Genomic DNA, 26,962 nt, shown 5'->3' with positions numbered 1-26,962 from the left:
TGCATGGGCCGTCCGGCACTGCCCGTGGACCAGGGGCTCGCGGGAGGGTCAATGGCGGGAGGTGCGCCATGTTCACTCCACTCGTTCACGAATCCGGCGTTCGAAGGCTGCTGGTGGCGGCCGGTCAGGCGCCGTCGGTGCTCAACACCCAGCCATGGCGTTTCCGCGTGGCCGGTCGTGAGCTGGTCGAGCTGTACGCCGACGCCGAGCGGCACCTGCGGGTGAGCGACCCGCGAGGGCGCAACCAGCACGTCAGCTGCGGTGCGGCCCTGTTCAACCTGCGCCTGGCGGTGCGGACGGCCGGGTGGCGGCCGATGGTGTTCCTGCTTCCCTCGCCCGAGGCGGAGCCCGATCTCCTGGCCGCCGTCCGCGTCGGAACGGCCCTGCCCGCGACGGCCGAGCAGCGGCAGCTGTACGACCTCATCCCCGTGCGGCGCACCAGCCGCCGGCCGTTCTGGGACCGGCGGATCCCGCCTGCGGTCATGGCCGAGCTGTGCCTGGCCGCCTCCCGTGAGGGTGCCCGGCTCATGCCGCTGGACCGGCACGGAACGGCCGACACACTCGACTACGCCGCCATCGCCGAGGACGAACTGTCCCGCGACCACGACTATCGCGCCGAGCTGGCGGCCTGGACGATGCGCGGCGCACTCTATGACGGCGTGCCGGACTGCGCCCAGGGCCCTCGTCCTCTGCATGACCCGTCCCCGACGCGTGACTTCGGGCGGCGGCAGGGCGAGACCCGGTTCGAGGAGCGGCCCCAGCTCGCCGTGCTCACCACGATGGGCGACCGGCCCGTCGACTGGCTGCGGGCCGGGCAGGCGTTGCAGCGGGTGCTGCTGGTCGCGGCACGGCATGGCGTGTCGGCGTCGTTCCTGAACCAGCCGCTCGACCTGCGTGACATGCGCCGCCGACGCGATCCGCGCCACCGGCGCGGCCACCCACAAATGATCACGAGGCTCGGTTACGGTCCTCATGTGCCCCGTAGCCCGCGCCGTCCCGCCACCGAGCTGGAACTCACGCGTGCCTGACATGACCCGCGGCCGCCGAACAGCCGGACGCCGATCCCGAAGGTGTAGAGGCCGTTCGCCGCGTCTCTGCTGACCTTCTTGCGGTCTTCGGTGAAAGGCGCACGTCGCAGGGCGCGGGCTGCCTCAGCGGTCGATGAGGTGGCGCGGCGCGGCGCGCGTCCCGGACGCCTCGCCGGAGTGACGGCCACGTCCCGGCCGCGAGCCGGTGCGCGAACGGCCGAAGCCGACGCCCTGGACGATCCCGTGTACCTCGATCCGCCATGCCGTGTCCATGACCGGCTTCTACAGCAGCGGGGGGACAACGATGAGGTCGTCCTCGTCACTGGCCACGTCCGCCACGACGTCGACGACGCCCTCGACCGCGCGTACCGCCTCGACGAGCGCGATGGCCTGGGACCTCCGCCGCACCTGTCCGCTGATGGTCACCACGCCCTTGTCGATCTCGAGGGTGAACGTCTCGGGGTCGTCGAGCACCGCTCTGATGTCCGCTTCCAGTTCGGCGATCGGGCGGGTGAAGACGCGCAGCACGTCCCGCTGGTGCAAGGTGCCGACGATCCGGCCGGTGACCACGTCGATCACGGGAAGCTGCTTGATCCGCTTGTCGTGCATCAGGCGGGCCGCGTCACGCACGGAGGTTCCCGGTGTGACCGTGATCGCCGGGGAGGTCATGAGCTGGGCCGCCCGCACGCCCGCCGCTTTCTCGTGCTCGCGCCGTTGCCTGCGGGATTCGAACATCGACACGGCGTGCCGCACCGTGTCGGCCTCCTTGAGCAGCAAGTCGTCCTCCGACACCACGCCCACCGGCCGCCGATCCGCGTCGATCACGGTCACCGCCCCCACCGCGAACCGCTTCATCGCCGCCACGATGTCGGCGAACCTCGCGTCCTCCAGCACGGCGATGGCCACTCGTCCCATGACGTCCTTGACTTCGATCGACATGATGTCCACCTCGCTTTCTACTCCCAGGCTCCTGCGCGGCGGCCCTGCCCGGCAGCGGCGAACGTCCCGGATGCCGGGGCCCAAAGTCCTACGCGCGCACCACCGCCACCGGGCAGTTGGCGTGGTGCAGCACCCCCCGGCTGACCGAGCCGAGCAGCGCCGATCCCAGGGGGCCGCGCCCGTGTGAGCCCATCACCAGCAGATCCGCCCGGCCGGACGCCTCGGTCAGCGCCGCCACCGGGTGCGCGACGGGCACGTGCTCGATCACTTCGACCTGCGGGTAGTCCTTTCTGAACGCGGCCAGCCGGTCGCGGACGCCCTGGTGCTGCGCCGCACGGATCTCGTCCATGTCGTACGCCACCTCCGGGGCGTAGGCGTGCACGGGCAACTGCCAGGCGTGCACCACCCTCAGCGCGGCGCCGCGCAGCTTGGCCTGCTCGAAGGCGCAGGCCAGCGCCGGCTCACATTCCGCCGAGTCGTCCACACCCACCACGACCTCCCCGTACGGCACCGGCCGGCGCTCGCCGCGTACCACGACGACGGGGCACCGAGCCTGCACCGCCACCTGCGTGCTCACCGAGCCCAGCAACGCGCCGGCGAAGCCACCCAGGCCCCGGCTCCCGACCACGATCTCGGTGGCGTCCTTGGCCTGATCGCACAGGACCACGGCGGGGGTGCCTTCGACGTCCTGCGTCGTGACTTCAACGGACGGCTGACGCTCGTGCACGAGGGCCAGCGCCTCACGCAGGATCCGCCGCCCCTCGCGCAGCAGCGTGTCGGGCACGTCGTCGATAGGAAATCTGCCGACCTGGTACCAGGAGCGATCCACCGCGTGCACGATCCGCAGCGGGACCCGCATGCGGAGAGCGTCGTTGGCCGCCCATTCGACGGCGGCGCGTGAGGTCACGGAGCCGTCCACTCCGACGATGATCATGTTGTCCTCCTTCGTCTCCTCTCCATCGGACCTGGTCGCGAGGGCACCGTGCAGGGCCGGAGGTCGGTCATCGCAGGGGCCGAAAGGCCCTGGCTGCCGACGGTCGGGGCGATGGTTCTCACCGACATCGACCGTGACCACCTCCGCTTCGTCGCCGGACACGCCGCCGGCCCGTGCGTGGCGGAATGCCCGGCAGGCGCGACCGAGATGGTCCCCGAGATCAGCTGATGCGGCGCCAGTGACCTTGGTCCCTGCCGCCAGGACCGTCCGGCCCTGCTCAGTGATCCGCCTGCCGGACAGCCTTGATGTGGGAGACACCTGATGCCCTCCGCCGGACGACACGAGCCCACCCACGAACGGGAGATCCGCCATGCCTGATGGATACGACGTACTGCTGCGTGACGGCGGCATCGCCCACGTGCGCCCCCTGCGCCCCTCCGATCGCGACGCCCTGCACGAGTTGGTGGACCGCTCGTCGGAACGCTCGGCCTACCTGCGCTTCTTCACCGGCGGTCGGGGCACCGCCCACTCCTACATGGATCGCGTCACCAGCGACAGATACCGCGGCCACGCCCTGGTGGCCACCGTACGCGACCGGCTGGTCGCGGTCGCCGAGTACCTCCCCGTCGACAACGGCAGCGCCGACCTGGCCATCCTCATCGACGACGCCGTTCACGGCCACGGCCTGGGCACCCTGCTGCTGGAGCACGTCGCCCTGGACGCCGCCGGGCACGGAGTGCGCGAGCTGGTGGCCGACGTGCTGGCCGAGAACCGCCCGATGCTCCGCGTGCTGCACGACCTCGGCCTGGACGTCGCCCAGCGCATCGACGGCGGCACTTTTCACATCAGCATCGCCGCCGAGCCCACGTCCCGGCTCCGAGCCGGTGTCGAGGCCCGCGACCATGAGGCCGAACGCGCCTCGCTGGCGCGCGTGCTCACCCCCCGCTCGGTGGCGGTGATCGGCGCGAGCCGGAACGAGCAGGCCGTGGGGCACAAGGTGCTGAGGAACCTGGTCGACGGCGGCTTCCCCGGGACCGTCTACCCCGTCAACCCCCACGCCGCCGAGGTGGCCGGCCTCGCCTGCCACGACAAGATCCCCGACGGCGTGGACCTGGCGGTCGTGGCTGTTCCCGCCCGGCACGTGCTGGACGTGGCCCGCGACTGCGCCGACGCCGGCGTGGCCGGGCTCGTCGTCCTGACGTCAGGATTCGCCGAGGCCGGGCAGCGGGACGGGGAGTCCGAGCTGCTGAAGATCTGCCGTACGGCCGGGATGCGCCTGATCGGCCCGAACTGCCTGGGCGTGGTCAACACCGGCGCGCGCCTGAACGCCAGCTTCCTGCCGCATCACCCCGTCCAGGGCCGCGTGGCGCTGATGTCACAGTCGGGCGCCGTGGCCGCCGCACTGCTGGAGCGGCTCGACGTCTCCTCGTTCGTCTCGGTCGGCAACAAGGCCGACGTCAGCGGCAATGACCTGCTCGAATACTGGGAGGACGACCCCGGTACCGACGTGATCGCGCTGTATCTGGAGTCGTTCGGCAATCCCCGCAAGTTCGCCCGCATCGCCCGCCGCGTGGGGGCGCGCAAGCCGGTGTTACTGGTCAAGAGCGGCCGCAGTGACGCCGGCGGCCGGGCCGTGCGCTCGCACACCGCCGCCGCGGCCACCCCGGACGTCGCGGTGGACGCGCTCACCCGGGCCGCCGGTGTCATCCGGCTCGACAGCGTGCACGAGTTGATCGACACCGCCAAACTGCTCTCGACCCAACCTCTCCCCCGCGGCCGCCGTATCGCCATCGTCGGCAATTCGGGTGGCCCCCAGGCGATGGCCGCCGACGCCTGCGAGCGGCACGGGCTGATCGTCCCCGAATTGCCGCCCGGCCTGCTGAACGCCCGGGCCGCCGCCGCGCTCGGCAACCCCGTCGACCTGACCGCCGACGCGAGCGCCACGGAGATCGGCACCGCGGTGTCGGCACTCGCCGCCACATCCGAGGTGGATGCGGTGCTCGTCGTCTACACCCCGCCGTTCGGCTCCGGATTGGACGAAACCCGCCAGGCCATCGCCGAAGCGACCAGGACAGCGGGCAAGACCGTGCTGGCCTGCGTCGTCGGCCACGACGGCCTCATCGACGGGCGTGTTCCCAGTTACGCCTTCCCAGAACAGGCCATCCAGGCGCTCACACACGCCGTGCACTACGCCGAATGGCGCCAGCGCTCGGAGGAGCAGTCCGCCGCCCCGGTTCCGGCGGACGGCAAGACCGCGCGAGAGATCGTACGAGCCGCATTGGAGGCGAACCCTGAGGGCGGCTGGCTCTCCCCCGAGGCCACCACCCTGCTGCTGCGCTGCTACGGCGTCGCCCTGACGGAATCGGTCGAGGTCCACGGCCCGGACGCCGCCGCCGAGGCGGCCTCTGAGGTCGGCCTGCCCGCCGTGCTCAAGGCCGTCGGTCCGGTGCACAAGAGCGACGTCGGCGGCGTCCGGCTCGACCTCCGGACCGCCGACGAGGCACGCCGGGCCTACCGCGGGATGTCGGCCCGCATCGGGCCGGAGATGACGGGCGCCATCGTCCAGCACATGCTGCCCGGCGGTGTTGAGATCATCGCCGGCGGCGTCAACTACCCGGCCTTCGGACCGCTGGTCATGGTCGGCATGGGCGGGGTGATGGCCGATCTCCTGGCCGACCGGGCCTTCCGCGTCCCCCCGGTCACCGACCCCGCTACGATGCTCGCCGAACTGCGCTGCGCCCCGCTGCTGCACGGCTACCGCGGCTCACCCGTCGTGGCCGCCACGGCCCTGGAAGACCAGCTCGTACGCGTCGGACAGCTGCTCGACGACCTCCCCCAGGTGGCCGAACTCGACCTGAATCCGATCCTCGTCACACCGGACGGAGCCACCACGGTGGACGCGCGGATCAGGGTCGCGCCCTGCGAGGCGCCGCCCTCACCGCTGCTGCGCCACCTGCGCTGACCCACCAGAGCTCTCTGAGCTGCGGCGGCGCAACGTGGGAGACCCGCTCCCCGCTCCTCCCCCAGGCGGCGGTTACACAGTCGAGCGCGTCGTCCCGGAGCACGAGATTGTTAGGACCAAAGTCCCACAAACCAGGTGCCTTTGCGCCTATGCGATCCGCGGAGGCGGCCTGTTGAGTTGTGGAGAGGACTGGCCAAGGGAGGAGGTTGGGGGAAGATGTCCTTCTTCGCGAGCAAGCCCCGGCAGGGGCATCGAACCGGCGGGCCGCTACACCTGACCCGGCCCATACCGCTCACCGAGTCGCCGACCGCCCGGTACGTGTGGGCGATCGCCAGGCTGTCGCTGGGTTGGGTGTTCCTCTGGGCGTTCCTGGACAAGACCTTCGGTCTGGGACGCCAGACCCCTGCCGCGAAGGCGTGGATCAACGGTGGCAGCCCGACCGAGGCGTTCCTGAAGCACGGGGTCAAGGGCCCGTTCGCGGACTTCTACCACGGACTGGCAGGGGCGTTCTGGGCCGACTGGCTGTTCATGATCGGCCTGGCCGGGGTCGGCGTCGCCGTGCTGCTGGGGGTCGGCATGCGAATCGCCGCAGCGGCGGGGGCGGTCCTGCTGGTGATGATGTGGAGCGCGGTGCTGCCGCCTGAGAACAATGTGTTCATGGACTACCGCCTCATCTACGCGATTCTGCTGGTAGGGCTGGCGCTGGTCAACGCTGGTGACACCCTCGGGCTGAGCCGGTGGTGGCGGCAGACCGCCGTGGTGCGCCGCTACCCCATCCTGAAGTAAGCCGCACCCGTTGCCGTCGGGAGTGCCCGGCTCGGGGCGGCACTCGCGCGGCGATGCCAGCGACATGGGGGCGCGCGAGGAGTGATGGGTGTCCAGGCGTGCGTCTCACCGCCGACCGGTGCGGTGGACTCGACCATACCTGCACATCAGACGCGCCTTACACCATGGCCTGCATGCTGCACATGGCTTTGCCGGCAGGGCCGTTACCGATCACCTGGCCAGGTAAGCCATTTTACCATGGCCGTAAATGGCCGCACCCGGCCGGGGAGGTAGACATGGTCCGCTTCTCAGCACGCGCGTTCATCACCAGTGCGTTCGCGATCGCGTTGAGCACACCCATCGGCGGCGCGCTCGCCACGACTGCACCGGCGCAACCGCCCACGGAAAAGACGGGGGAACTGAACCCTCAGACCCGCAAAGACCTGGAGCAGTCGATGCGCGGCGAGGCCTTCGCCAACGCCTCCTACCTGCTCTACGCGGCGCAGGCCGGACGGGAGAACCTGCCGTCGGTGGCCCGGCTGTTCGAGCGCACCGCCGAGGTGGAGTTCGGCGAGCACTTCAAGGAGGAGGCCGGACTCAGTGGCCTGGTACGCGGCGACGCGGAGCACCTACGGGACGCGATCAAGGGGGAGACCGACGAGTCCCAGAAGATGTATCCCGGATTCGCCGACCAGGCCAGGGCCGCCGACGACACCGAGGCGGCCGACCGCTTCGCCGAGATAGCCCGCGACGAGGGGACGCACGCGCAGGCCTTCGAGACCGCGCTTCGGGTCGTCGAATCCGGCAAGGGCACCGTCCCGGCGCCACCGCGGGTCAAGCCGGAGGAGGTTCCGCAGGGCCCGCCGGCGGTCAGCGCCGAACAGACCAAGCGTGACCTGGACACCGCCATGCACGGCGAGGCGCTCGCCCACGCCAGGTACCGGCTGTACGCTGAGAACGCCAAGGATCCCGCGGTGGCGCACCTGTTCCGCGGCAACGCCGACGTGGAACGGCGTGAGCACTTCGCCGAGGAGGCCAAGCTGGCCGGGTTCGTCGGGACGACCAGCGACAATCTGAAGAAGGCCATCGCCGGGGAGCGGTACGAGTCCCAGACCATGTACCCGACCTTCGCCAAGCGCGCCGCGGCGGCGGGCGACACCGAGGCAGCCGAACGGTTCTCGCACAACGCCGAGGACGAGGCCGCACACGCCCTCGCCTTCCAGCGGGCACTGGATCGGCTGCAGCCCTAGTGGGCCGCTGCCGCCGGGGCCGGAGGGTGACGCAGGCCGTGTGCGGGCGGCGCCCTCCGGCTATCGGTAGGTCGTGTCAGCCTGCCGACTGACCCATAAGGGTGTCCCAGGCCAGGGTGGAGGGTTATCGATTGCCGGCCTGGAAGGCTCGTTGGCCGGGCGCCGCTCTATGTGGAGCAAGGAGAGGGGCGGCAGGCCATACCCGGAGATCACCCCGGAGGCACGACGATGTTCACCAGACGGGAGTTCCTAAGCCTGGCGGCGGCGACCGCAGTTGCCGGAGTGGGCGAGGCGGGGACGACGGCTCGCGGTCTGCGCAAGTACGTCGATCCCCTGCCCAGACTGCCGATGGCCGTGCCCGACACGTCCAGCCATTCGGGCCGCGACCACTACGTGCTGACCATGCGGGAGCGTCCATGGCGTTTCCATAAGGACCTGGGCACCACAGCCGCCTGGGGCTATTGGGCATCCGACCCGTCCGGCCGTGCCGTGCCCGCCGGGCTCGGCTGCCTCGGCCCCATCCTGGTGGCCCGACGAGACCGGCCGTCGATCGTGCGATACCGCAACGAACTACCAACCCGGCACCTGCTGCACCGCGCGATCGATCAGACGCTGTGGCGGCAACTGCCCGGTGTGCCACCCGATCCGCCCGGCGGCCGGCACATGGACATGCCGAGCGGCCTCACCGTGTGGAACGTCGTGCACCTGCACGGCGGGTGGAATCCACCACAGTCGGATGGCAACCCGCTCGCCTGGTTCACCCCGCAAGGCCAACACGGCCCGCTGTACGCCACGCTGCCCGGCGCCGCACCGAATGAGGCGATCTACGCCTACGGGAACAGGCAACGGGCCACCATGCTGTGGTACCACGATCACGCGATGGACCTCACCCACCTCAACAACTACGCCGGTCTGTCCGGGCTCTACGTGATCCGGGACGAGGCAGAAGAGACGCTCGGCCTCCCCCGGGGCCGCTTCGAGATCCACCTGGTCCTGCAGGACCGCACGTTCAACCCGGACGGATCCCTCTCCTACCCGGTCAAGGGAGTGACCGCCTACCACCCGATCTGGTCCCCGGAGTTCTTCGGCGACACCCCTGTGGTCAACGGCAAGGCCTACCCTTTCCTGACGGTCGAGCCCCGACGCTACCGGCTGCGCGTTCTCAACGGGTCCAACTCACGCTTCTACCACCTGTGGCTGGGCGACGAGCGAACCCGGTTGCCGTTGTGGCTGATCGGTGTCGCCGGCGGGCTCCGGGGAAACGCCCTCCGCACCACAACCCTGCTGATGGCCCCGGCCGACCGCATGGACATCATCATCGACTTCTCGATGGTTCCCCGCGGCGGCACCGTCACGCTCATGAACGACGCTCCCGCTCCGTACCCCGCCGGGGGTGGCGGGCCGGCCATCCCGCAGATCATGCAATTCCGGGTGACGGAGCCGCTGAGCCGGCGCGACCCGACCACACCGCCCGACGAACTGGACCTGCCGCCGCTGGAGCGGCTGAGGCCCGATAGCAGGACGTTCTGGCGCGAGCGTGTGCTGACCGAAACGACCGACCGGCACGATAACCCCATCCACCTGCAGATCAACGGCCGCTACTTCTTCGAGCCGGTGGACGACTTCATCCGCGCCGGCTCGACGGAGGTATGGGAGTACATCAACACCACCGAGGACGCTCATCCCATGCATGTGCACCTCGTACAGTTCCAGATCCACAACCGGCAGCGGTTCAAGTCAGATCTATACCGGGGCGACCACGGCCGGTGGCTTGCGGGGGGCCGTCCCAAAGGCCGCGAGCCGCGACTGGAGCGCTACCTCATCGGCCCGCCCCTGCCACCAGAGCCGGAACAACAGGGCTGGCGCGACAGCTTCATCGCTTATCCGGGCATGGTGAACAGGATCATCGCCCAATACACCAAGGCGCCTCCGATACCCGGGATCGACGGCACCGCCACCACGTTCCCGGCCGACTACATCCACCACTGCCACATCCTGGAACACGAGGACAACGACATGATGCGCCCCTGGCAACTCATCAGCTGACCGCCTCGATCACTCGGCGGCCCAGCCAAGCCCGCGAACGCGTGAGCCGTCAGGTGACGGAGAGCGCCATGTGGCAGACGGTGTGGCCGGGAGGGCTTCCCAGGTCCGGCGTGCCGCCGTGGGCGGCGGCCACCGCTTGGGCGATGGGACCATTGATCACGGCGCGCTGCCGGGAAAGCCGGCGGTGCGCCAGGTGGTGCCAGCAGCGGTGATGGCGAAAGCCTCTACGCCGGGGAGTCGTTCGACCCATGCCCGGGCCGCGTCCCCCATCGCGAAGGCCGCCGTGGCGTAGGCGTCGATCAAGGTGAGGCCGGCGCCGGTGAGGGTGATCGAGGCCAGCTCCAGCGCGGGCCGTCCGGTGCGGGGGTTCATGATGTGCGGCCCCCGCTCGGCCGTGCCGGAGGTCGCGATGGCCAGGTCGTGTCCGGCGACCACTGTGGCAAGCACCCGGGGGCGCAGCGGGTGCACGACGGCGACACGCCACGACCGGTCGGGCGCGGGCGTTCCGGAGCACTGGACGTCGCCGCCGCCGTTGAGGCAGTGGTTCACCGCTCCGTAGCGGGCGAGGATGCGTGATGCCTGCTCGATCGCCCAGCCCTTGACCAGACCAGAGGGGTCCAGGAGTCCGCGGGGGCGGATGCTGAAGTAGCCTTCGGACACCTCCGCCACCGATGCGCCCAACTCGAGAACCTCCGCCACCTGAGGTGGGCAGTCATCCAAAGGGATCTCACCCCTGGCCAGCCGGCTTACGGGGCTCTCCGCCCGATACGTTGAGAAAACCGCGTCCACCCGGTGCAGCCAGGCGACGGCCTCGGTGACGGCCCGCCGCGCGTCGCCGAGCGGAGGCCGCAGGTCGAAGGAGAACACCGTACCCATGGCGTGCTCGACGTGCCGCATCACAGGCCTGCCCGGTCCAGGGCACTTTGCAGCGACCGAGCGTATCCCTCGCTGGTGTAGGTGGCGCCGGAAACGGCGTCGATCTGGGCCGACTGGGCGGCGAGCGCCTCGTCGTTGAGCATCGGCAGCGCCTCGCTGCTGATGGCGAGGTCGCGGTGAGTGCTGTCGGGAGCCCGGAGCACCCGGATGCCGGTCATCCTGCCACCGGACAGGACGAGCTCGACCTGCACAGGCCCCCAGCGTGTGTCGGCGATGTCACCGGTGGCCACCTTGTCCCCCCTGGTGGTGCCTGCCGTGGCGCCCGGCCCGGTCCAGGTGCCGTTGGCCGGCGGGACGGCGGTGTCCTGCCGGCCGCTGGAGGGCGGCTCGCCGGCGCTGTGCTGAGGGGCGGGCGCATGGGAGACGGCGGACGGCGGGGAGGCGACCGCGGTGAGCTCATGGGGTTTGAACGACAGCAGCAACACCAGGCCGACGGCGGTGACGAGGACCGCGAATATCGCTCTGCGCATGAGATTCCTCAGAACTCGAATGACTCACGATGGATGCGGTGGTTCGGTATTCCCGCGGTGCGCAAAGCGTCTGCCGCAGCGCCGGTCATCCCGGCGGGCCCGCACAGGTAGACCTCGTGCCGCGCCAGCTCGGGCACCAGCCCGGCGAGTACGTCCGGCGCGAAGGGGTCGCCGACCCGGCCGCGCGGGCCGACGCAGTAGTGCAGCGCCGCCCCACGCCGGCGGGCGATCTCCTCCAGCTCTTCGCGGAACACCAGGTCCGCTGGGGTTCGGGCGCGGTAGAGGAGGGTGAGATCGCCGGTTGCGGCGGGAATCGCTTCGAACAGGGCACGCACTGGGGTGATGCCGACTCCGCCCGCGATGAGCAGCACCTTGCGGTCCCGGCGCGGCCGGCCCGGGGTCAGCGCGCCACTCGGGCCTTCGGCGATGACCCGGGTTCCCGGCCGCAGGCGCGCAAGCCGGCCGCTCTGGTCCCCAAGATCCTTGACGGTGATACGCAGCTCACCGGGCCGGGGGACGGCGGACAGCGAGTACGGGTTGGCCGACCACCACAGGTCCCTGGTGAGGAACCGCCACCGGAAGAACTGGCCCGGCTCCGCCTTCAGCCTGTCCAGGTCGCGGCCGGAGAGGTAGACGGAGACGATTCCCGGGGCCTCGGGCTCCACCCTGTCGACCCTGAGCCGGTGCCGGACCGCCTGGCGTACGGGGGCGAGGAACCGGTACCAGACGAGCACCGCCGCGACCCCGAAGTAGAGGGCGTACCAGGTGGCGCGGGCGAGCGGCGAGCCGACGAACTCGCTGCCGGTCGACAGCTGGTGCCCGAAGGCCAGCCACGCCGCCAGGTAGGTGTAGAAGTGCAGGTGAAACCAGGTCTCGTAACGCAGGCGGGGCCGGACCGCGCGCGCTGAGACGACGCCGATGCCCACCAGGAGCAGCACCGCCACCGTGGCGGAGAGCACATCGGGGTAGGACAGGTTCAACGTCACCGTCTCGCTCGCCACATCGGTGCCGTCCGCCACCGCGTACCCCCAGATGATCAGCAATGTGTGCGCAACCGCCAGCCCGACCACGTAGCGGCCGCCCATCGAGTGCCAGCGGGCGAGCCGATCGGAGCCCACCCCACGCTCCAGCGCGGGGATCCGGGCCATCAGCGCCAGCAGCACCGCTATCCCGTACGCGGCCAGCAGGCCGGTGATTCGGCCGGCTCCGGTCAGCCAGTCCCCGAGCCCCACGACGCGCGGGGTGCCGGACCACCAAAGGCCCACGACGGCCGACGCGCCGGCGACGATGACCGGCAGAACAGCGGCGGGGCCGGCGCGGCCGGCCCCGCGGTACGGCGTCCTGGTGGCGGCACGCCCGGCCAAAGCGGTGCTCACGGCTTTGCCCTTTCCTCGACATCCCTTTTCTCGATCGCGGGCCACACTGCCAGCCCAACCTCTCGGTTTCCTATGAAAGCGGCATATATCGGCCATTCAGAGAGTTCTCATAGGAGAAGTAGATGGTCCGCAGAGCGGACAGATGGATCCTGATAAAGCCATGCAACCGATTTCCCGTAACCTGCCCGAACTGCGCCGCGTGGACGGCACGCCCGTCCGCGTGCTCGTCGTCGACGACGAACCCGACCTCGCCGAGGTGCTCGCCACCGTGCTGCGCGAGGAGGGCTGGCAGGTCCGCATCACGGGCGCCGGCGCCGCCGCGGTGAACGTGGCCCGCGAGTTCCACCCGGACGCGGTGCTGCTCGACATCATGCTGCCCGACCTGGACGGCCTTGAGGTGCTGCGCCGCCTGCGGATCGACGCGCCGCAGTTGTGCGTACTTTTCCTGACCGCCAAGGACGCCGTGGAAGACCGAATCGCTGGGATCACCGCGGGCGGCGACGACTACGTCACCAAGCCCTTCAGCCTCGCCGAGGTCCTCGCCCGGCTGCGCGGGCTGCTGCGCCGGGCCGGCATGGTCCGCACCGCCGAGGGCAACCGGCTGGTCGCCGGCGACCTGGCGATGGACGAGGACGCCCGGGAGGTGACCCGCGGGGGAGAGCTGGTGGAACTCACCCCGACCGAGTTCGAACTGCTGCGCCTGCTCATGCGCAACCAGCGCCGGGTACTCAGCAAGGCCCAGATCCTGGAGGAGGTCTGGTCCTACGACTTCGGCGGCCAGGCACACGTTGTCGAGCTCTACATCAGCTACCTGCGCAAGAAGATCGACGCCGGACGCCCGCCGCTGATCCACACGGTGCGGGGCGTGGGCTACGTGCTCAAACCATGAGACCGCACACCCTCCGCGGCCGGCTGATGGCCGGGATGCTGGTCCTGCTCGCGCTGGCCTGCGCCACGATCGGCGTGGTCACCTCCATCGAGCTGGAGCGCTTCCTGGTGGATCGGCTGGACCAGCAGCTTTCCACAGCTGCCGGCCGGTTCGCCGTCACCCTGGAGCACCACCGGCAGGAAGCGGGGGAGGAACGCGAGCATGGCGACAGCCGCGGCCAGTCCGTCGGCACTCTCGGCGTGCGCATGGTGAACGGCCAGGTGACCGACGCCGCCATGGTCCGATCCCGCAGCTCGGACGACGCCAAGCTCAGCCTGTCGGCCCAGGACGGCGCCGTCCTGGCCGCCGTCCCGGTGGACGGGCGGGGCCACTCCATCGAGCTGTCCGAACTGGACGACTACCGGGTCATGGCGACCCGCGGCGAGAACGGCGTCGTGCTCGTCAACGGGCTCCCGGCGGAAGGGGCCGAGGCCACGGTGCGCCGGCTGCAGCTCGCCGAGCTGGTGGTGTTCGCCGTGGTCATCACCGCTGCCGGGACGGCCGGGGCGCTGTGGGTACGGCTGTCCCTGCGCCCGCTCCAGCGGATGGCCGTGACGGCCCAGCGGGTCAGCACGCTCCCGCTGTCCAGCGGCGAGGTGGCGCTGCCCGACCGCGTGCCACTGGAGAACCCGCGGACCGAGATTGGTCAGCTGGGCGCCGCCTTCAACCGCATGCTGGGGCACGTGGGCGACGCGCTCGCCCGGCGCCACGCCAGCGAGCAGAGGATGCGGACCTTCGCCGCCGACGCCAGCCACGAGCTGCGAACACCCCTCGCCACCGTCCGGGCTCACGCGGAGCTGGCCCGCCGCCATCGCGAGGAGCTGCCGGCCGAGGTCGGGCATTCCCTGGAGCGCATCGAGGCCGAATCGTCGCGGATGAGCCGCCTGGTCGATGACCTGCTGCTGCTGGCCAGGCTCGACGCGGGCCGGCCGCTGGCCCGCGAGGAGGTGGATCTGACCCGCGCGGCGCTCGACGCCACCGGCGACGCCCGGGTCTCGGCCCCGAACCACCGTTGGCGGTTGGAGCTGCCGGAAGAGCCGGTGACCGTGATCGGCGACGCGGCGCGCCTGTATCAGATCGTGGTGAACCTGCTGGGCAACGCCGCCGTCCACACCCCTCCCGGCACCACGGTGACGGTATCGGTGCTCGTCCTGCCCGGCGAGGTGGAGCTGACGGTGACCGACGATGGGCCGGGCATTCCCGAGGGGATCCAGCAGGAGCTGTTCGAACGGTTCGTCCGCGCCGACAAGGCCCGCTCGCGCGCCCTGGGCGGCAGCGGGCTCGGGCTGGCCATCGTCAAGGCTGTAGTCGGCGCGCACGCGGGAGCCGTGTCCGTCCAGAGCCGACCAGGTCGTACTGCCTTCCGCGTGACCCTCCCCGCTCCTGCGAGCCGCTCCGAAGCAGGACCACATGAGTAGCGGCTGAAGCCCGGTAAACCCGGCGCGTACGTCTGGCGGGACCAGGTATCGGCACAGGCGACGCCTCTCAACCCAGGCTTGTCCTGAAATGGTCGGCGAACCAGTCGCGTGCCAGGTCGGCGACGCTTTCCAGCGCTCCGGGCTCTTCGAAGAGATGCGTAGCGTCAGGGACGATCTCGAGGCGGTTTTCACAGCTCATTCGCTCTTGTGCCGCCTGGTTCGGGCCCCTGCCGGAGGCGAAAGCCACCGTCCGTCATGAGGTAAAGTCCCCGCCTTCCGATTCCTACGACCGCATTGCCCAGGATGTTGGCAACGCTGTCGTTCATTTGGCCGGCTTGTCCGGCGAAGCTCCCGGCCAGGGATCAATCCTCCAGGGAAGCGGGACTTTCGCCTCTAACGCAGCTCGCCCCCGGCAGGGAAAATGGATACATATCGATTCGTCCCGACTTCAGGTGCTCTCCGGTCGCGGTTGTGCGGCCGCGGGCAAAGGAGGAGTCATGACCGTGGAATCGCTGACCGCCGGGCAGGTGATGAGCCGGTGCCTCGTGGCGATCAAATCGGACGAGTCACCGTTGATGGCTTGGGAGCTGATGCGCCGCGCCGGTGTGCATCACCTGCCGGTCGTCGAAGGGCGGCACGTGCTGGGCATTCTGACGCGTGAGCTGGTGTCGGCCTCGTGGTCGGGCGGACCGCAGGAGCAGTCGAGCCGCCAGGTCCGGGCGTTGCTCGGGTGCGAGCGCAGGCCGGTGGTCCGGCCGGACACCCCGCTGCCCCGGGTGGCGGCGGCGATGCTCGATGCTGGGTGCGACGCCGTGCCGGTAGTCGACGGAGACGGTCTGAGCGGCATCATCACGGCTCATGACGTGCTCTCGGCCGTCGCTGGACGTCTCCGGCCGGCCGAAGGGCCTCGTGAGATGGTCACCGGGATGTTCCGTCTCGAGCCGGTCCTGCCCTCGACGCTCTCGCCAGAAGGCGTGGCATGAATGGGCCGGCACGCACGCCATGCCGGGCATGCCCGGACTGGCCCGCCGGGTGTGGCCAAGCGGTCGGGCCATCACCACGGCCCGGGCACCACCTTCCCAGGCGACCACATCCACCCCTGCCACATCCTGCAACACCTGGGCAACGACATGATGTGCCTCTGGCAGCTCGTCAGCTGAGGTCAGGGTGGGCTGAGGATGCCGCGGGCGATGGCGGTGGTCACGGCGGCGGTGCGGTCGGCGACTCCGAGCTTGTCGAAGATGCGCATCATGTGGCTCTTCACGGTCGCCTCGCTGATGAACAGCTCGCGGCCGGTCTCCCGGTTCGACAGGCCGCGGGCCGCGCACTCCAGCACCTGGATCTCCCGGGTCGTGAGGGCGGGGGCCTCACCTCGCATGCGGGTGGCCAGCTTGGCCGCGACCGGAGCCGCGAGCACGGTGCCGCCCGCCGCGGCCATCCGGATCCCGGCGACCAGTTCCTCTCCCGAGGCGTCCTTCAGCAGGTAACCGGTCGCTCCCGCGGCGACGGCGCGCAGGATGTCCCCGTCGGAGCCGTAGGTGGTGAGTACGACGACCGCCGTCGCGGTCCCGGCCGCGACGATCTGCTCGGTCGCCTCGACCCCGCCCAGGCCGGGCAGCCGCAGGTCCATCAGCACCACGTCGGGCACGATGGCCGCCGCCAGCGTGACCGCCTCCTCGCCGGTGCCGCATTCGGCCGCGACCGTGAGGCCCGGTTGAGCGGCCAGCACGGCACACAGCCCCTGCCGGACGATGGGGTGGTCGTCGACGATGAGGACGCGAACGCTCACGACGGCAGCTCCACCTGGACCAGGGTTCCCGCGGGCCGGGCTGGGCCGAAGGTCAGGATCCCCCCGACCTCGGTGACCCGGTCGCGCATGCCGCCGATCCCGAATCCGGTGCCGGCATCGCCGGGGTCGAAGCCTTGGCCGTCGTCGCTGATCCGCAAGGTCACGCCCTCGGTCCCGTAGGCCAGCACGCCCTCCAGCCGGCCTGCGCCGGACGCGTGCTTGCGGACGTTGGCCAGGGCCTCCTGGGTGACGCGCAAAAGCACCACCTCCTCGTTCGGCGTGAGCCGGCGGGGCGTGCCGGTCACCGTGAAGGCGGCATCGAGCGCGGTCTCCGCCTCGAACCGCTCGATGAGCCCGCCCAGGGCGTCGGGCAGCGAGGCGCCGCGGAGTTGGGGCGGCGGCAGCGCCGCGACCAGGGCGCGGGCCTCGGCCAGATTGTCCATGGCGGTGCGGCGGGCCTGATCGAGGTGGCCGCGAGCGGCCTGGTCGCGCTCGCACGTTCCGGCCTTGGCCGCTTCGAGCAGGAGCAGCACGCTGGTGAAACCCTGCGCGAGCGTGTCGTGGATCTCCCTGGCCAGTCGCTCGCGCTCGGCCAGCGCCCCGGCCTCCCGGCTGACCTCGGCCAGCTCGGCCCGTGTCGCGGCCAGCTCCTCGACGAGCCTGGCCCGCTGCCGGCTCTGCTCGATGATCCGGGTGATCCAGAGGCCGAGCACGAGGGCGGCCAGCAGCGCCACCGCCGCCACAACCATCACCGACGGCAGGTCCTGCCCGTAGGCATCGCCGCGTACGACCATGACGACGGCCATCGACAGGACACTCGCGACCGTCGCCCCGATGGCTCTGCGTAGCGGGAGCAGCGCCCAGATATGCGGGTACAGCATGAACGACATCAGCGCGCCCGAAGGCGCCACCGCGAACAGCGCCGCCGACAGGGGGACCGCGCCGGCCAGATAGACGACGCCCAGCCGGCTGTGGTCGCGATGCAGCGCGCGAGCGCCGGTGGCGCCGTACCAGCCGCATAGCAGCACGAGCACGAACAGCGCGGTACTTCGCTCGGCGGCGGGAGGGCCGGCGTCGCCGGTGACGACGAGACCGGCGGTCAGCACGGCCAACGTGGCGAAGGCGAGATGCCATCCGGGCACAGTCCGATGCCAGTCGTCCTGCCCGGCATCGACCGGGTCTGTGAGGGAACCGCCAGCCATCTCGCCAGTATGGACGGTCAGCGCCGCCGCGCGATATCCACCTTTCGTCGGAATCGGCGTCCCATCCCCCGGTGACTGTCTCTGTGCGGCCGGGCTCGGGCAGGCTCAGCACCCATGAACCCGAAACTCTCCGCACGAATCCTCGTCGCCCTGTCCATCGTCTACGGCCTGACGATCGGCCTCCTGTCCATCCTGAACGTCGCCCAGCGCACCATGACGACCTTCCTGATCGTCGGCGCCGTGGTGCTCGGCGGCCTGTGGGTGGTGCGTGGACTGTTCACCCGACGCGGCTGACCGGAGCTCTCCGCTCCCACCGCCTGAGGCTCCCGCTGATGCGTGCGGGCCACCGTGCGTTGCCGCAGCGTGGCCGCTGTAATCCTCAGGCCATGATCTCTGACAAGGGGCGACGAACCGAACCCTTGTCGTCGAAGGTGACGCCGAGCCGCATGATCATCTGTGGGTACTCGCCGGAGCAGAGCTCGTGCCGCATGAACTCGCGCAGCCGGCTCATCTCCAACGCCTGAGTGTGGAAAGCGGCGCTCACACCGTGCGCCGCCGCGCGCAACAGGACATGCTGCAGCGCTTGACCGGCGGCGACGCAGTCCAGGCGGGTGTCGCCCCGCGTGGTGAGCAGCGCGACGACACCGACGGACGTCGCGGCTCGCTGGTCCGTCTGGCTGCCCCAGTCGTGTCGCCAGGAATAGTCGCGCTGAGGGAAGTCAGGGCTGGTGCGCACCGCCTGACGGGGGTAGCCCTGGGCGGGAACCCCGTCCTTGCGGCTGCTGCCGGGCGGCTGCGCCCAGCTGATCAATTCCAGGCTGAAACGGCGGTCCTGCGCCTGTACGCCCTGCGCGGCCCGGGTGAGGGCGGCGATCACACTGATCGCCTGCGGAGAGCGGACGGGCGTCAGCCTCACACCCTCTTCCGTGGCCGCGCTGACCAGCCGCTCGATCAACCTGTCCGGTACCGGCACGTCGGCGAAGCCCGCTCGATGCGTACGGCGGTGTTCGATCACGCGGCCCAGCGCCCGGAAGGACTCGTCAGGCTCGATGACGGTGCCGGGGCGGAGGGTGGCGAGCAACGACGGGCGGTCCGGGTCTGGCAAGGTACGCACCTCCGGCTCGAAGCCTGCGCACCGCATCGCCGTACGCATGGTGAACAACGCGGCCCCGCAACTGATCAGCAGCTCGCGGCCCGCGGCGTCGGCGACACGCAGCTTCCGGCCGGGGTCGGCCCGCAGGCTGACCTCCTCCCCGGATATCGAGAAGGTCCAGGGCTGAGTGTTGTGCACGGACGGCGCCCAGCGTGCGGCCTCCACCGCGGCCTCCAGCGCCTGCTTCGCCGGAACGGATCTCATGACTTCCACCTCCACGCATTCATGTCCCATCGCATCACCCCCGCGACGGGTTCGTCAGGGCCAAAGGTCCCGCACCCACACGGCCGTCGGCTCTGCCGCTGTTGCCGGCCGGCGGCGCTGGAGTGCGCGGCCAAGGCGATGGCCACCTGGCGGGCGTGTGTACGGGTCGTGATCGGGCGCGCCCTACGTGTCGTCACGTCTCCACTGGAGCTTGTCGATCACATCGACCACCCCGTCGACGCGTGCGACCAGCCGGACGGCGAGCTGTGCCCGGCTGCGGCGGTCCATGCGACCGCTCAGCGTCACGACCCCCTGACGTACGTCGACCCTTACGTCCGCGGTCTCCACCAGTAGCGAGCGGTTCAGCACGTCCTGGCGGAGCTCGTGGGCGATGTCGGCGTCGGCGCGCACGAACACTTTGAGCAGGTCGCGCCTGCTGACGATGCCTTGCAGCGTGCCGTCCTCGGCGACGACGATCAGGCGCTTGACGCCGTACTCGTCCATCCGGCGGGCGGCCATCACGGCTGAGGTGGTGGCGAACACGGTCACGGCGGGTGCGGTCATCACCTGCGCGGCCGTGTCGCCGGCGGCCTTGCGCCGGACGTCTGGTCCTTCCTCGGACAGGCGGTGGCGCAGCCGTGCCCGCAGCGGCGGTCTGTAACCCTCGGCGTAGAAGGCTTCGCGGAACTCCTCCTTGCGCAGCAGGTCCGCCTCGGACACCACGCCGAGCACGTGGTTCTCCGCGTCGACTACGGGTACGGCGCTGACACCGTGCGCGATGAGCACCTCAGCGATGTCCTTGAATGGTGTGCTGCCGTTGACCGAAGCGACCTCGCTGGTCATGATGTCCTGAACTTTGGCTCGCATGACGGCTCCTCCCCTCAACCATCCCTGCCCTCGCCCAGGCCCAGGACTCATCCTCGCAGGCAGGGGAAGGAGGCTCCGCACGGTGAAGCCATTCGTCAAACATGTCAGGTACTGCCGCCGCCGGGGTTGTGCGGCTGAATCGACGCCTCGGCGCAAGGGGCCATGGGCCGCCATCGAAGGACGTAAGCCCCGGGTTTCTTGCGGCAGCGGCCCACTCGGCAAAAGTGTCATGCTACGGGCGATATGTCTTAATCGAATGCGGGCGGGGTTTTGGACCTGACATCGGTGTCCGATGAGTAGCAAGGTGGAACGTTCGTAGTGAGCTGGGGCATCCAGATCGAGGCCGACGACGCCTTCGTCGCCGACATCGATCTGCCGGGCGTGCAGAAGGACGACGTCAATGTGGAGATGAGCGACCGGGAACTGGTGGTGACCGCCGAGATCAAGGAGAAGGGAACGGACGGCCGCCCGCACCGCCGCATGCGCCGGACCGGCCGCGTCACGGTGACCGGCTCCGGGCGGCGGCCCGGGGGCTTGGCCGGACTTGACGGGCATTGATACGTTGTTGACGGTGCGCCGGGAAGTCTGGTCGGCAATGTCCTGTCACCGATCCCGGAAGAGGCCCGCCGATGCGTGCGCGCGATCTGGTCACCGACTTCCCCACCGTCGCCCTCGACACCCCGGTGCACGAAGCCGCCCGGCTGCTGGCCGCGCAGCGGCTGCCCGGCCTCATCGTGGTCGACGAGCGTGGACTGCCCTCGACCATCCTGCCGGGCACCCAGGTGCTGCGGCTCGCGGTGCCCTCCTACTGCCAGGAGGACCCGGCGCTGGCGCGCGTGGTGGACGAGGAGCACGCGGACCGGTTCCTGCGGTCCCTGGACGGGCGGACCGTGCGTGAGGCGCTGCCCAGGAAACCACGCGAACTGCCCGTCACCGATCCCGATGCCACGATGCTGGAGATCGCGGCGTTGATGGCACGCACGCACAGCCCGCTGGTGGCGGTGGTGGACCACGGCCGGCTGCTCGGAGCCGTCACGCTGCAGGTGCTCCTCGACCAGGCGGTCGGCACGTGACGGTCACCGCATGGGCGGCGGTGGCGGTGTTCCTGGGCGCGTACGCGCTGATCGCCACCGAGTGGATCCACCGCGTCGCGGCGGCGCTCGGCGGGGCGGGGATCATGCTGCTGATCCACGCCACGAACGCGCACGCCGCCTTCTTCTCCGAGGCCACCGGCATCGACTGGAACGTCGTCTTCCTGCTGCTCGGCATGATGGTCATCGTCGGCGTGCTCAAACAGACCGGCATCTTCGAATACCTGGCGATCTGGGCGGCCAAACGGGCCAAGGGGCGTCCGTACCGGCTGATGGTGCTGCTGGTGGTCATCACCGCGGTCGCCTCCGCGCTGCTGGACAACGTCACCACCGTCCTGCTCATCGCGCCGGTGACGTTGCTGGTGTGCGAGCGGCTGGCGCTGCCGGTGGCTCCCTACCTGATCGCCGAGGCGCTGGCGTCCAACATCGGCGGCGCCTCCACCCTGGTCGGCGACCCGCCGAACATCATCATCGCCAGCCGCGCCGGCCTGAGCTTCAACGACTTCCTCGTCCACATGGCGCCGATGGTCGTCGTGCTCATGCTGGTCTTCATCGCGATGTGCCGGTTCCTGTTCCGCAGGTCCTTCCGGTACGACCCCGAGCGGGCGGCCGGGGTCATGGCGCTGAACGAGCGGGAGGCGATCGCCGATCGCCGGCTGCTGCGGCAGTCGCTGGTCGTGCTGGCTGTGGTGATGGTGGCGTTCGTGCTGCATCCGGTGCTGCACTACGAGCCGTCGGTGGTGGCCGTGCTGGGCGCGGGGGTCCTGGTGGCCGCCACCCGGGTCACCGCCGAGGAGGCGATCCGCGAGGTGGAGTGGCCCACGCTGGTGTTCTTCGCCGGGTTGTTCGTGATGGTGGGCGCCCTGGTGGAGACCGGCGTGATCGGCCAGATCTCCCAGGCGGCGGCCGCGGCCACCCAGGGCCGGCTCGGGCTCACCACCATGGTGCTGCTGGGCGCCTCGGGCGCGCTGTCGGCGATCGTGGACAACATCCCGTACGTGGCCACGATGAGCCCGATCGTGGCCGAGCTGGTCCAGGCGGGCGGCGGCCACGGCGCGCAGGTGTTGTGGTGGGCGCTGGCCTTCGGCGCCGACCTGGGTGGCAACGCCACCGCGGTGGGCGCCGCGGCCAACGTCGTCGTTCTCGGCATCGCCGCCCGCAACGGCACCCCGATCAGCTTCTGGCAGTTCACCAGGTACGGCCTGGTGGTCGCCGTGGTCACCATCGTGCTGTGCGTGCCGTACCTGTGGCTGCGCTACCTGTGAAGCGCGCGGTGTCGACCCGCCCGCTGCTGATCGACCATCGGAGCCCCGTCCCGCCGGACGTGGGCCAGCCGCTGAGGACGTCCCACCAGGGCACTTGGGGTGGCAGACGACCCGAATCCGCAGATCGACCGGCGAAGAGCACAATCACGAAGCTCAGACTCGCTTCACCGGATCGTGCTCTCCACCTTCCGTCATGCCCTACCACTACTGGGGCATGAGGACCTTGTCGAGGACGTACACGGTGGCATTGGCCGTCGGGATGTCGCCGCAGACCACTTTCGCGTCGTTGACCGTAAGATCGTCACCCGAACCCTTCACGCGCAGCTCCTGCCCCTGCAGGGTCTTGAGGGTGGCGTTCTCAAGGTGGGCGGGTGATTTCTTACCCTCCACCACGTGGTAGGACACGATCCTGGTAAGCAGCTCTTTGTCCGCCATGACCGCGTCCCGCTTCTCCTGCGGGAGCGCCTCGAATGCCGCGTTGTCCGGCGCGAAGACCGTGATGTCCTTGGCGGTGTTCAGGCGGTCAGCGAGACCGGCCCGCTGAACTGCGTCCGCCAGCGTGGACAGTTCGGGCACCTCCGAGATCGCGGTCCCGACCGGCTGGTCAGCGAGGTCGGCGATACGTTCCCGAATCCGGGCACATCCGGCCCCGAACGGGCTTCCCTCCGGTGAGGGCGACATGTCTGGAGAGACCGGCGGAGACATGTCGGAAGAGGATGGTGGCGAACTCTCTGGGGAGGGTCCGGGCGAGCTGGTGGATGCGCCGGCGACGCCGGACATGGTTGTGGCGAACGCCAAGCCCGCCGCGAGAAGCATGCGTTTCACGATGATCCTTCCCACTCCTGTGAAACCCGGCTGTGACCTGTCCACTCCAGGATCGCCACAATGGCCGCGAATAGAGGCCACGACCAGGGCAAACGAGCTCAAGAAGCTGTTGGACGTCGCCCCGGACGTGGCGATCCAAACCCACTGGCGGGTCTGGAGTGCGCGGTGCCCCACGCAGGGCTGCTCGCGGGCTCAAGAGGTGACCGGGGGTCAGGAAGCTGGGAACGCATGGCTCCAGGACGTCCGACGAGCCCTGGACCCCTGCGCCGGCGCAGCCGCGCCCCACGACGATCGCCGTGTCCATCATCGACCCTCTTCATCGCTGGTGACCGGACTGCCGTGCCGTACGGGTCCAGGACCAATGTCACCCCTATCAGGGACTTTGTCCCCGTGTGCGGCGAATTTGCGGTCACGAAGATGGAGATGAGGAAACCGGACATGTGAAGAGGCATGATGGCCGGTTACATCGTGGTGGGTGTGGACGGGTCCGCACCGGCGACCGCGGCGGTCGAGTGGGCCGCCGCCGACGCGCAGCGGCGTGGATTGGCCATCCGCATCGTGCACGTTGGCGAGCAGCAGTGGCCGCACGGCGAGACCATCGAGTGCCGCGCAGGTGCGCTGGAGGCCGCCGCCGACCGAGCCCGCCGGCTCACCAGGGATGTCAAGGTGACGGCAGAACTGCTCAGCGGCCACGTGATCACGAATCTGATCGCGGAGTCGGAGTCGGCGGACAGTCTGGTGCTGGGCAGCAGAGGGCTCGGCGGGTTCGCACGGATGGTGCTCGGCTCGGTCGGCACGGCCGTGGCCGGGCATGCGGCCGGTCCGGTCGTGGTCGTCCGGGCCCCCGCCGTGGTGCAGCACGGCAGGATTGTGGTCGGCGATGACGGTTCCGAACACTCCGAGGCCGCCATGGCCTACGCCGTCGAACAGGCCGGGGCTCGCGGGGCGCAGTTGCACGTCGTGTCGGCGTGCCAGATGCCGGCCCTGTCACCGTACGCCGTCAACTACAGCAGCCTGATGGAGAGCGCCCTGCGCGACGAGGCCCGCGTGGCGCGGGAGCGCGTGATCCCCTGGCGCGAGCGCAGTCCCGGTCTCGTCATCACCGACGATCAGCCGTTTGAGCACCCGGCGATAGCGCTGGTGGAGGCGAGCCGGACGGCCGACCTGGTGGTGGTGGGCTCGCGTGGGCTCGGCGGTTTCGCCTCGGCGGTGCTGGGTTCGGTCAGTCGCGGGGTACTGCACCGCGTACACTGCCCGGTCGCGGTCGTACGGCCTCGCGCAAAGGCGAGGCCATGACCGTGGAAGCGCCGGCTGCCGGCCAGGTGCAGGGGTAACGTCCCTCGCTTACCGGCCCACCGGCCCGGCGAGTCCGCCGTCCAGCGTGCCCGACGCGCTGAACGTGCCCTGCCGGTTGATCGTGTGCCAGCGCAGCCGTACGCCGAGGATGGCCGTGGCCACCGACTGGATCACCACGAGGTACATCAGCTGCCGGTAGACGAACTGCTGCAGCGGCAGCACCCACAGCGCCGAGGCCCGCTCGCCGTCGAGGCGCAGCGCGTACCAGCCGGTCACCGCCTGAACGGCGACGAACCCGGCCCACACCGCGACGACCGGCAGCGGATCGCCCACCACCGTGCTGTAGATCGCCATGAGGTCCACCACAGGTGCGAGCAGCGGCAGCACCACCTGGAACAAGGTCAGGTATCCCAGGCATCGGCGGCCGAAGGGCGCGCCTTCCACCAGCGATCGCCGGTGCTTCCACATGGCCTGCAGGGTGCCGTAGCACCAGCGGTAGCGCTGCTTCCACAGTTGGCCGAGCGTCGTCGGGGCCTCGGTCCAGGCCAGCGCCTTCTCCTCGTACACCACCCGCCAGCCGGCCCGGCACAGCGCCATCGTCAGGTCGGTGTCCTCGGCCAGCGTGTCCGTGCTCACCCCGCCCAGCGCCACCAGTGCCGAACGGCGGAACGCCCCGATCGCGCCCGGCACCGTCGCCATGCAGTCCAGCAGCTCGAAGGCGCGCCGGTCCAGGTTGAACCCGATCACGTACTCGATGTGCTGCCAGCGTCCTACCATGCCGCGCCGGTTGCCCACCTTGGTGTTGCCGCTGACCGCGCCGATGCCCGGGTCGGCGAGCTGGCGGACGAGGTGCCCGATCGTGGCGGGCTCGAAGACGGTGTCGCCGTCCACCATGATCAGGATCTCGTGGGAGGCCTGCGCGATGCCGACGTTGAGCGCCGAGGGCTTGCCGCCGTTCGGCTTGGTGATCACGCGGACGTTGCCGTAGCCGAGCGCCGCGGCCAGCTCGGCGGTGCGGTCGGTCGAACCGTCGTCGACGACCAGGACCTCCACCTGGCCCTGGTACGCCATGGTGACCAGCGAGTGGACCGTCGCCTGGATCCCGGCCTGCTCGTTGTAGGCCGGGACGATCACCGTCACGGGAGGCGGCGCGGGCCAGTCGGGAGCGCGCCCCTTGCGCCGCCGTCCGCCCCGGTTGCGGTGGGCGTGCACCATCGCGAGCACCGCGAAGAACGCCAGCCGGCCCAGCGTGAGCACCCCGGCGGCGAACAGCGCCCACGACAGGGCCGTGGTGAACCACCCCGAGAGACGCTGGGCGAAGGAGAACACCGCGCCCACGAACCGCTCGCCGCCTCCCGCCTTCTGGTGCGCCGAGGGCATGCCGAGCGCGTCGGTCACGGTGACCATCCGGTACTTGCGCGCGGTGAGCTCCCGCAGGGTGCGGTCCAGGGCCTCGACGGTCTGCCGCCGGTTCCCGCCCGAGTCGTGCATCATCACGACCGCGCCCCGCCCGCGGTCCGGCACCGCCGCTGCGACGATCTTGTCCGTGCCGGGGTGGCTCCAGTCCTTGGTGTCCAGGTCGGTGAGCGTGACCAGGTACCCCTGGGCCGCCGCCGTACGCAGGCCCTCCCACTGAGGAACGGTGATCGTGCCCGGCGTCGAGGAGTACGGCGGGCGTACCAGCGTGGTGTGCAGGCCCGTCGCGCCGGCCAGTGCCCGCTGGGTCAGCGACAGCTCCAGCCGCAGCCGCCACTCCGGGACCGCCGCCATGTCCGCGTGCGTGTAGGTGTGGTTGCCGATCTCGTGGCCCTCGGCGACGATCCGCCGGACCAGCTCGGGGTGCTGGGCGATCTTCGAGCCGATCAGGAAGAACGTGGCCTTGGCGCCATAGCGGCGCAGCACGTCCAATACCTGCGGTGTCCACTCCGGATCGGGGCCGTCGTCGAACGTCAGCGCGATCGTGCGAGCGGGCAGGCCGGCGCTTGCCGGCCTGCCGTCCGTGAGGTTGAGCACGGGGCCGCCGCGGCGAGCCCGCTCCAGGTCGGGACTCGGATGGTCGGTGGCGGGCGGGACGGCCTGGGTCTCACCGGCGACGTTGGTCACGTACCCGTTGAGGACGAGCATGGCGGCCACCAGCAGCAGCCCGGTGGCCATCAGGAACCAGTGGCCCCGCGGATCCTTCGGCTTCCGGGATGCCGGCGCGGCGGTTCCGTCCACG

General features: G+C 70.3%; 25 protein-coding genes. 13 read left to right on the top strand and 12 right to left on the bottom strand.

Annotated elements, in window-relative coordinates; all coding sequences use genetic code 11:
- The first annotated feature begins 68 nt into the window (after positions 1–68).
- Positions 69–1,028: a hypothetical protein gene (locus tag ABGB18_RS02235; RefSeq protein ID WP_347693588.1), complete on the top strand. Its 960-nt coding sequence runs from the start codon at positions 69–71 to the stop codon at positions 1,026–1,028.
- Positions 1,029–1,151: 123 nt separating this feature from the next.
- Here the strand turns inward: ABGB18_RS02235 and ABGB18_RS02230 are convergent, their stop codons facing one another.
- The 3 genes from ABGB18_RS02230 to ABGB18_RS02220 all read right to left on the bottom strand — a co-directional run bounded on the left by ABGB18_RS02230 (position 1,152) and on the right by ABGB18_RS02220 (position 2,901).
- Complete coding sequence (locus tag ABGB18_RS02230) at positions 1,152–1,301, bottom strand: hypothetical protein (RefSeq protein WP_347693587.1); 150 nt, start codon at positions 1,299–1,301, stop codon at positions 1,152–1,154.
- A 9-nt stretch (positions 1,302–1,310) separates the two neighbouring features.
- Positions 1,311–1,967: a CBS domain-containing protein gene (locus tag ABGB18_RS02225; protein WP_347693586.1), complete on the bottom strand. Its 657-nt coding sequence runs from the start codon at positions 1,965–1,967 to the stop codon at positions 1,311–1,313.
- Between the two features lie 88 nt (positions 1,968–2,055).
- Positions 2,056–2,901, bottom strand: coding sequence for a universal stress protein (locus tag ABGB18_RS02220; protein ID WP_347693585.1), 846 nt, complete (start codon positions 2,899–2,901; stop codon positions 2,056–2,058).
- 370 nt (positions 2,902–3,271) lie between these two features.
- Here ABGB18_RS02220 and ABGB18_RS02215 point away from each other — a divergent pair, with 370 nt between their 5' ends.
- From ABGB18_RS02215 to ABGB18_RS02200, 4 genes are all read left to right on the top strand, one after another.
- Positions 3,272–5,863, top strand: coding sequence for a GNAT family N-acetyltransferase (locus ABGB18_RS02215; protein WP_347693584.1), 2,592 nt, complete (start codon positions 3,272–3,274; stop codon positions 5,861–5,863).
- A gap of 216 nt (positions 5,864–6,079) precedes the next feature.
- Positions 6,080–6,649: a hypothetical protein gene (locus tag ABGB18_RS02210; protein ID WP_347693583.1), complete on the top strand. Its 570-nt coding sequence runs from the start codon at positions 6,080–6,082 to the stop codon at positions 6,647–6,649.
- Positions 6,650–6,924: 275 nt separating this feature from the next.
- Entirely contained in the window at positions 6,925–7,878 is a 954-nt protein-coding gene (locus ABGB18_RS02205) for a ferritin family protein (protein WP_347693582.1), read from the top strand.
- 228 nt (positions 7,879–8,106) lie between these two features.
- Positions 8,107–9,924, top strand: coding sequence for a multicopper oxidase domain-containing protein (locus tag ABGB18_RS02200; RefSeq protein WP_347693581.1), 1,818 nt, complete (start codon positions 8,107–8,109; stop codon positions 9,922–9,924).
- 156 nt (positions 9,925–10,080) lie between these two features.
- Here the strand turns inward: ABGB18_RS02200 and ABGB18_RS02195 are convergent, their stop codons facing one another.
- The 3 genes from ABGB18_RS02195 to ABGB18_RS02185 are packed head-to-tail and all read right to left on the bottom strand — an operon-like array spanning position 10,081 to position 12,706.
- Positions 10,081–10,821: an FAD:protein FMN transferase gene (locus ABGB18_RS02195; RefSeq protein ID WP_347693580.1), complete on the bottom strand. Its 741-nt coding sequence runs from the start codon at positions 10,819–10,821 to the stop codon at positions 10,081–10,083.
- Positions 10,821–11,330, bottom strand: coding sequence for an FMN-binding protein (locus tag ABGB18_RS02190; protein ID WP_347693579.1), 510 nt, complete (start codon positions 11,328–11,330; stop codon positions 10,821–10,823). The genes ABGB18_RS02195 and ABGB18_RS02190 overlap by 1 nt, the downstream gene beginning before the upstream one ends.
- 8 nt (positions 11,331–11,338) lie before the next feature.
- Positions 11,339–12,706 carry a ferredoxin reductase family protein gene (locus tag ABGB18_RS02185; protein WP_347693578.1) on the bottom strand — a complete coding sequence of 456 codons (1,368 nt, stop codon included), beginning with the start codon at positions 12,704–12,706 and terminating at the stop codon, positions 11,339–11,341.
- A 160-nt stretch (positions 12,707–12,866) separates the two neighbouring features.
- Between ABGB18_RS02185 and ABGB18_RS02180 the strand changes: the two genes are divergently transcribed.
- The 3 genes from ABGB18_RS02180 to ABGB18_RS02170 all read left to right on the top strand — a co-directional run bounded on the left by ABGB18_RS02180 (position 12,867) and on the right by ABGB18_RS02170 (position 16,035).
- Positions 12,867–13,595 carry a response regulator transcription factor gene (locus ABGB18_RS02180; RefSeq protein WP_347693577.1) on the top strand — a complete coding sequence of 243 codons (729 nt, stop codon included), beginning with the start codon at positions 12,867–12,869 and terminating at the stop codon, positions 13,593–13,595.
- Positions 13,592–15,052, top strand: coding sequence for a HAMP domain-containing sensor histidine kinase (locus tag ABGB18_RS02175; RefSeq protein ID WP_347693576.1), 1,461 nt, complete (start codon positions 13,592–13,594; stop codon positions 15,050–15,052). Before ABGB18_RS02180 ends, ABGB18_RS02175 begins: the two co-directional genes overlap by 4 nt.
- Before the next feature lie 497 nt (positions 15,053–15,549).
- Complete coding sequence (locus tag ABGB18_RS02170) at positions 15,550–16,035, top strand: CBS domain-containing protein (protein ID WP_347693575.1); 486 nt, start codon at positions 15,550–15,552, stop codon at positions 16,033–16,035.
- 179 nt (positions 16,036–16,214) lie between these two features.
- Here the strand turns inward: ABGB18_RS02170 and ABGB18_RS02165 are convergent, their stop codons facing one another.
- On the bottom strand, positions 16,215–16,841 hold the full coding sequence (locus ABGB18_RS02165; RefSeq protein WP_347693574.1) for a response regulator transcription factor: 627 nt from the start codon (positions 16,839–16,841) through the stop codon (positions 16,215–16,217).
- On the bottom strand, positions 16,838–18,043 hold the full coding sequence (locus ABGB18_RS02160) for a sensor histidine kinase (RefSeq protein WP_347693573.1): 1,206 nt from the start codon (positions 18,041–18,043) through the stop codon (positions 16,838–16,840). The genes ABGB18_RS02165 and ABGB18_RS02160 overlap by 4 nt, the downstream gene beginning before the upstream one ends.
- A 114-nt stretch (positions 18,044–18,157) precedes the next feature.
- Here ABGB18_RS02160 and ABGB18_RS02155 point away from each other — a divergent pair, with 114 nt between their 5' ends.
- Positions 18,158–18,337, top strand: coding sequence for a hypothetical protein (locus tag ABGB18_RS02155; protein WP_347693572.1), 180 nt, complete (start codon positions 18,158–18,160; stop codon positions 18,335–18,337).
- Between the two features lie 85 nt (positions 18,338–18,422).
- On the opposite strand, the gene ABGB18_RS02150 is transcribed toward ABGB18_RS02155, so the two are convergent.
- Both ABGB18_RS02150 and ABGB18_RS02145 read right to left on the bottom strand, forming a co-directional pair.
- The gene (locus ABGB18_RS02150) at positions 18,423–19,400 is read right to left on the bottom strand and encodes a nitroreductase family protein (protein ID WP_347693571.1); all 978 of its coding nucleotides are present in this window, start codon (positions 19,398–19,400) and stop codon (positions 18,423–18,425) included.
- Between the two features lie 183 nt (positions 19,401–19,583).
- Complete coding sequence (locus ABGB18_RS02145) at positions 19,584–20,267, bottom strand: CBS domain-containing protein (protein WP_347693570.1); 684 nt, start codon at positions 20,265–20,267, stop codon at positions 19,584–19,586.
- A gap of 318 nt (positions 20,268–20,585) precedes the next feature.
- On the opposite strand from ABGB18_RS02145, the gene ABGB18_RS02140 reads away from it, so the two are divergent.
- The 3 genes from ABGB18_RS02140 (at position 20,586) to ABGB18_RS02130 (ending at position 22,623) form a co-directional block, all read left to right on the top strand.
- A complete protein-coding gene (locus ABGB18_RS02140; RefSeq protein ID WP_347693568.1) occupies positions 20,586–20,825 on the top strand; it encodes an Hsp20/alpha crystallin family protein in 240 nt (79 codons plus the stop codon).
- 71 nt (positions 20,826–20,896) lie between these two features.
- Positions 20,897–21,340 carry a CBS domain-containing protein gene (locus ABGB18_RS02135; protein ID WP_347693567.1) on the top strand — a complete coding sequence of 148 codons (444 nt, stop codon included), beginning with the start codon at positions 20,897–20,899 and terminating at the stop codon, positions 21,338–21,340.
- A complete protein-coding gene (locus ABGB18_RS02130; RefSeq protein WP_347693566.1) occupies positions 21,337–22,623 on the top strand; it encodes an ArsB/NhaD family transporter in 1,287 nt (428 codons plus the stop codon). The genes ABGB18_RS02135 and ABGB18_RS02130 overlap by 4 nt, the downstream gene beginning before the upstream one ends.
- A gap of 204 nt (positions 22,624–22,827) precedes the next feature.
- Here ABGB18_RS02130 and ABGB18_RS02125 read toward each other — a convergent pair whose 3' ends face one another.
- A complete protein-coding gene (locus ABGB18_RS02125; protein ID WP_347693565.1) occupies positions 22,828–23,439 on the bottom strand; it encodes a fasciclin domain-containing protein in 612 nt (203 codons plus the stop codon).
- Between the two features lie 459 nt (positions 23,440–23,898).
- Here ABGB18_RS02125 and ABGB18_RS02120 point away from each other — a divergent pair, with 459 nt between their 5' ends.
- On the top strand, positions 23,899–24,744 hold the full coding sequence (locus ABGB18_RS02120) for a universal stress protein (RefSeq protein WP_347693564.1): 846 nt from the start codon (positions 23,899–23,901) through the stop codon (positions 24,742–24,744).
- 48 nt (positions 24,745–24,792) lie between these two features.
- On the opposite strand, the gene ABGB18_RS02115 is transcribed toward ABGB18_RS02120, so the two are convergent.
- Positions 24,793–26,898, bottom strand: coding sequence for a bifunctional polysaccharide deacetylase/glycosyltransferase family 2 protein (locus ABGB18_RS02115; RefSeq protein WP_347693563.1), 2,106 nt, complete (start codon positions 26,896–26,898; stop codon positions 24,793–24,795).
- Positions 26,899–26,962: the final 64 nt, after the last annotated feature.

The organism is Nonomuraea sp. B12E4, assembly GCF_039871825.1.
Classification (GTDB): domain Bacteria; phylum Actinomycetota; class Actinomycetes; order Streptosporangiales; family Streptosporangiaceae; genus Nonomuraea.
This window is presented reverse-complemented; position numbering and strand designations above follow the sequence as displayed.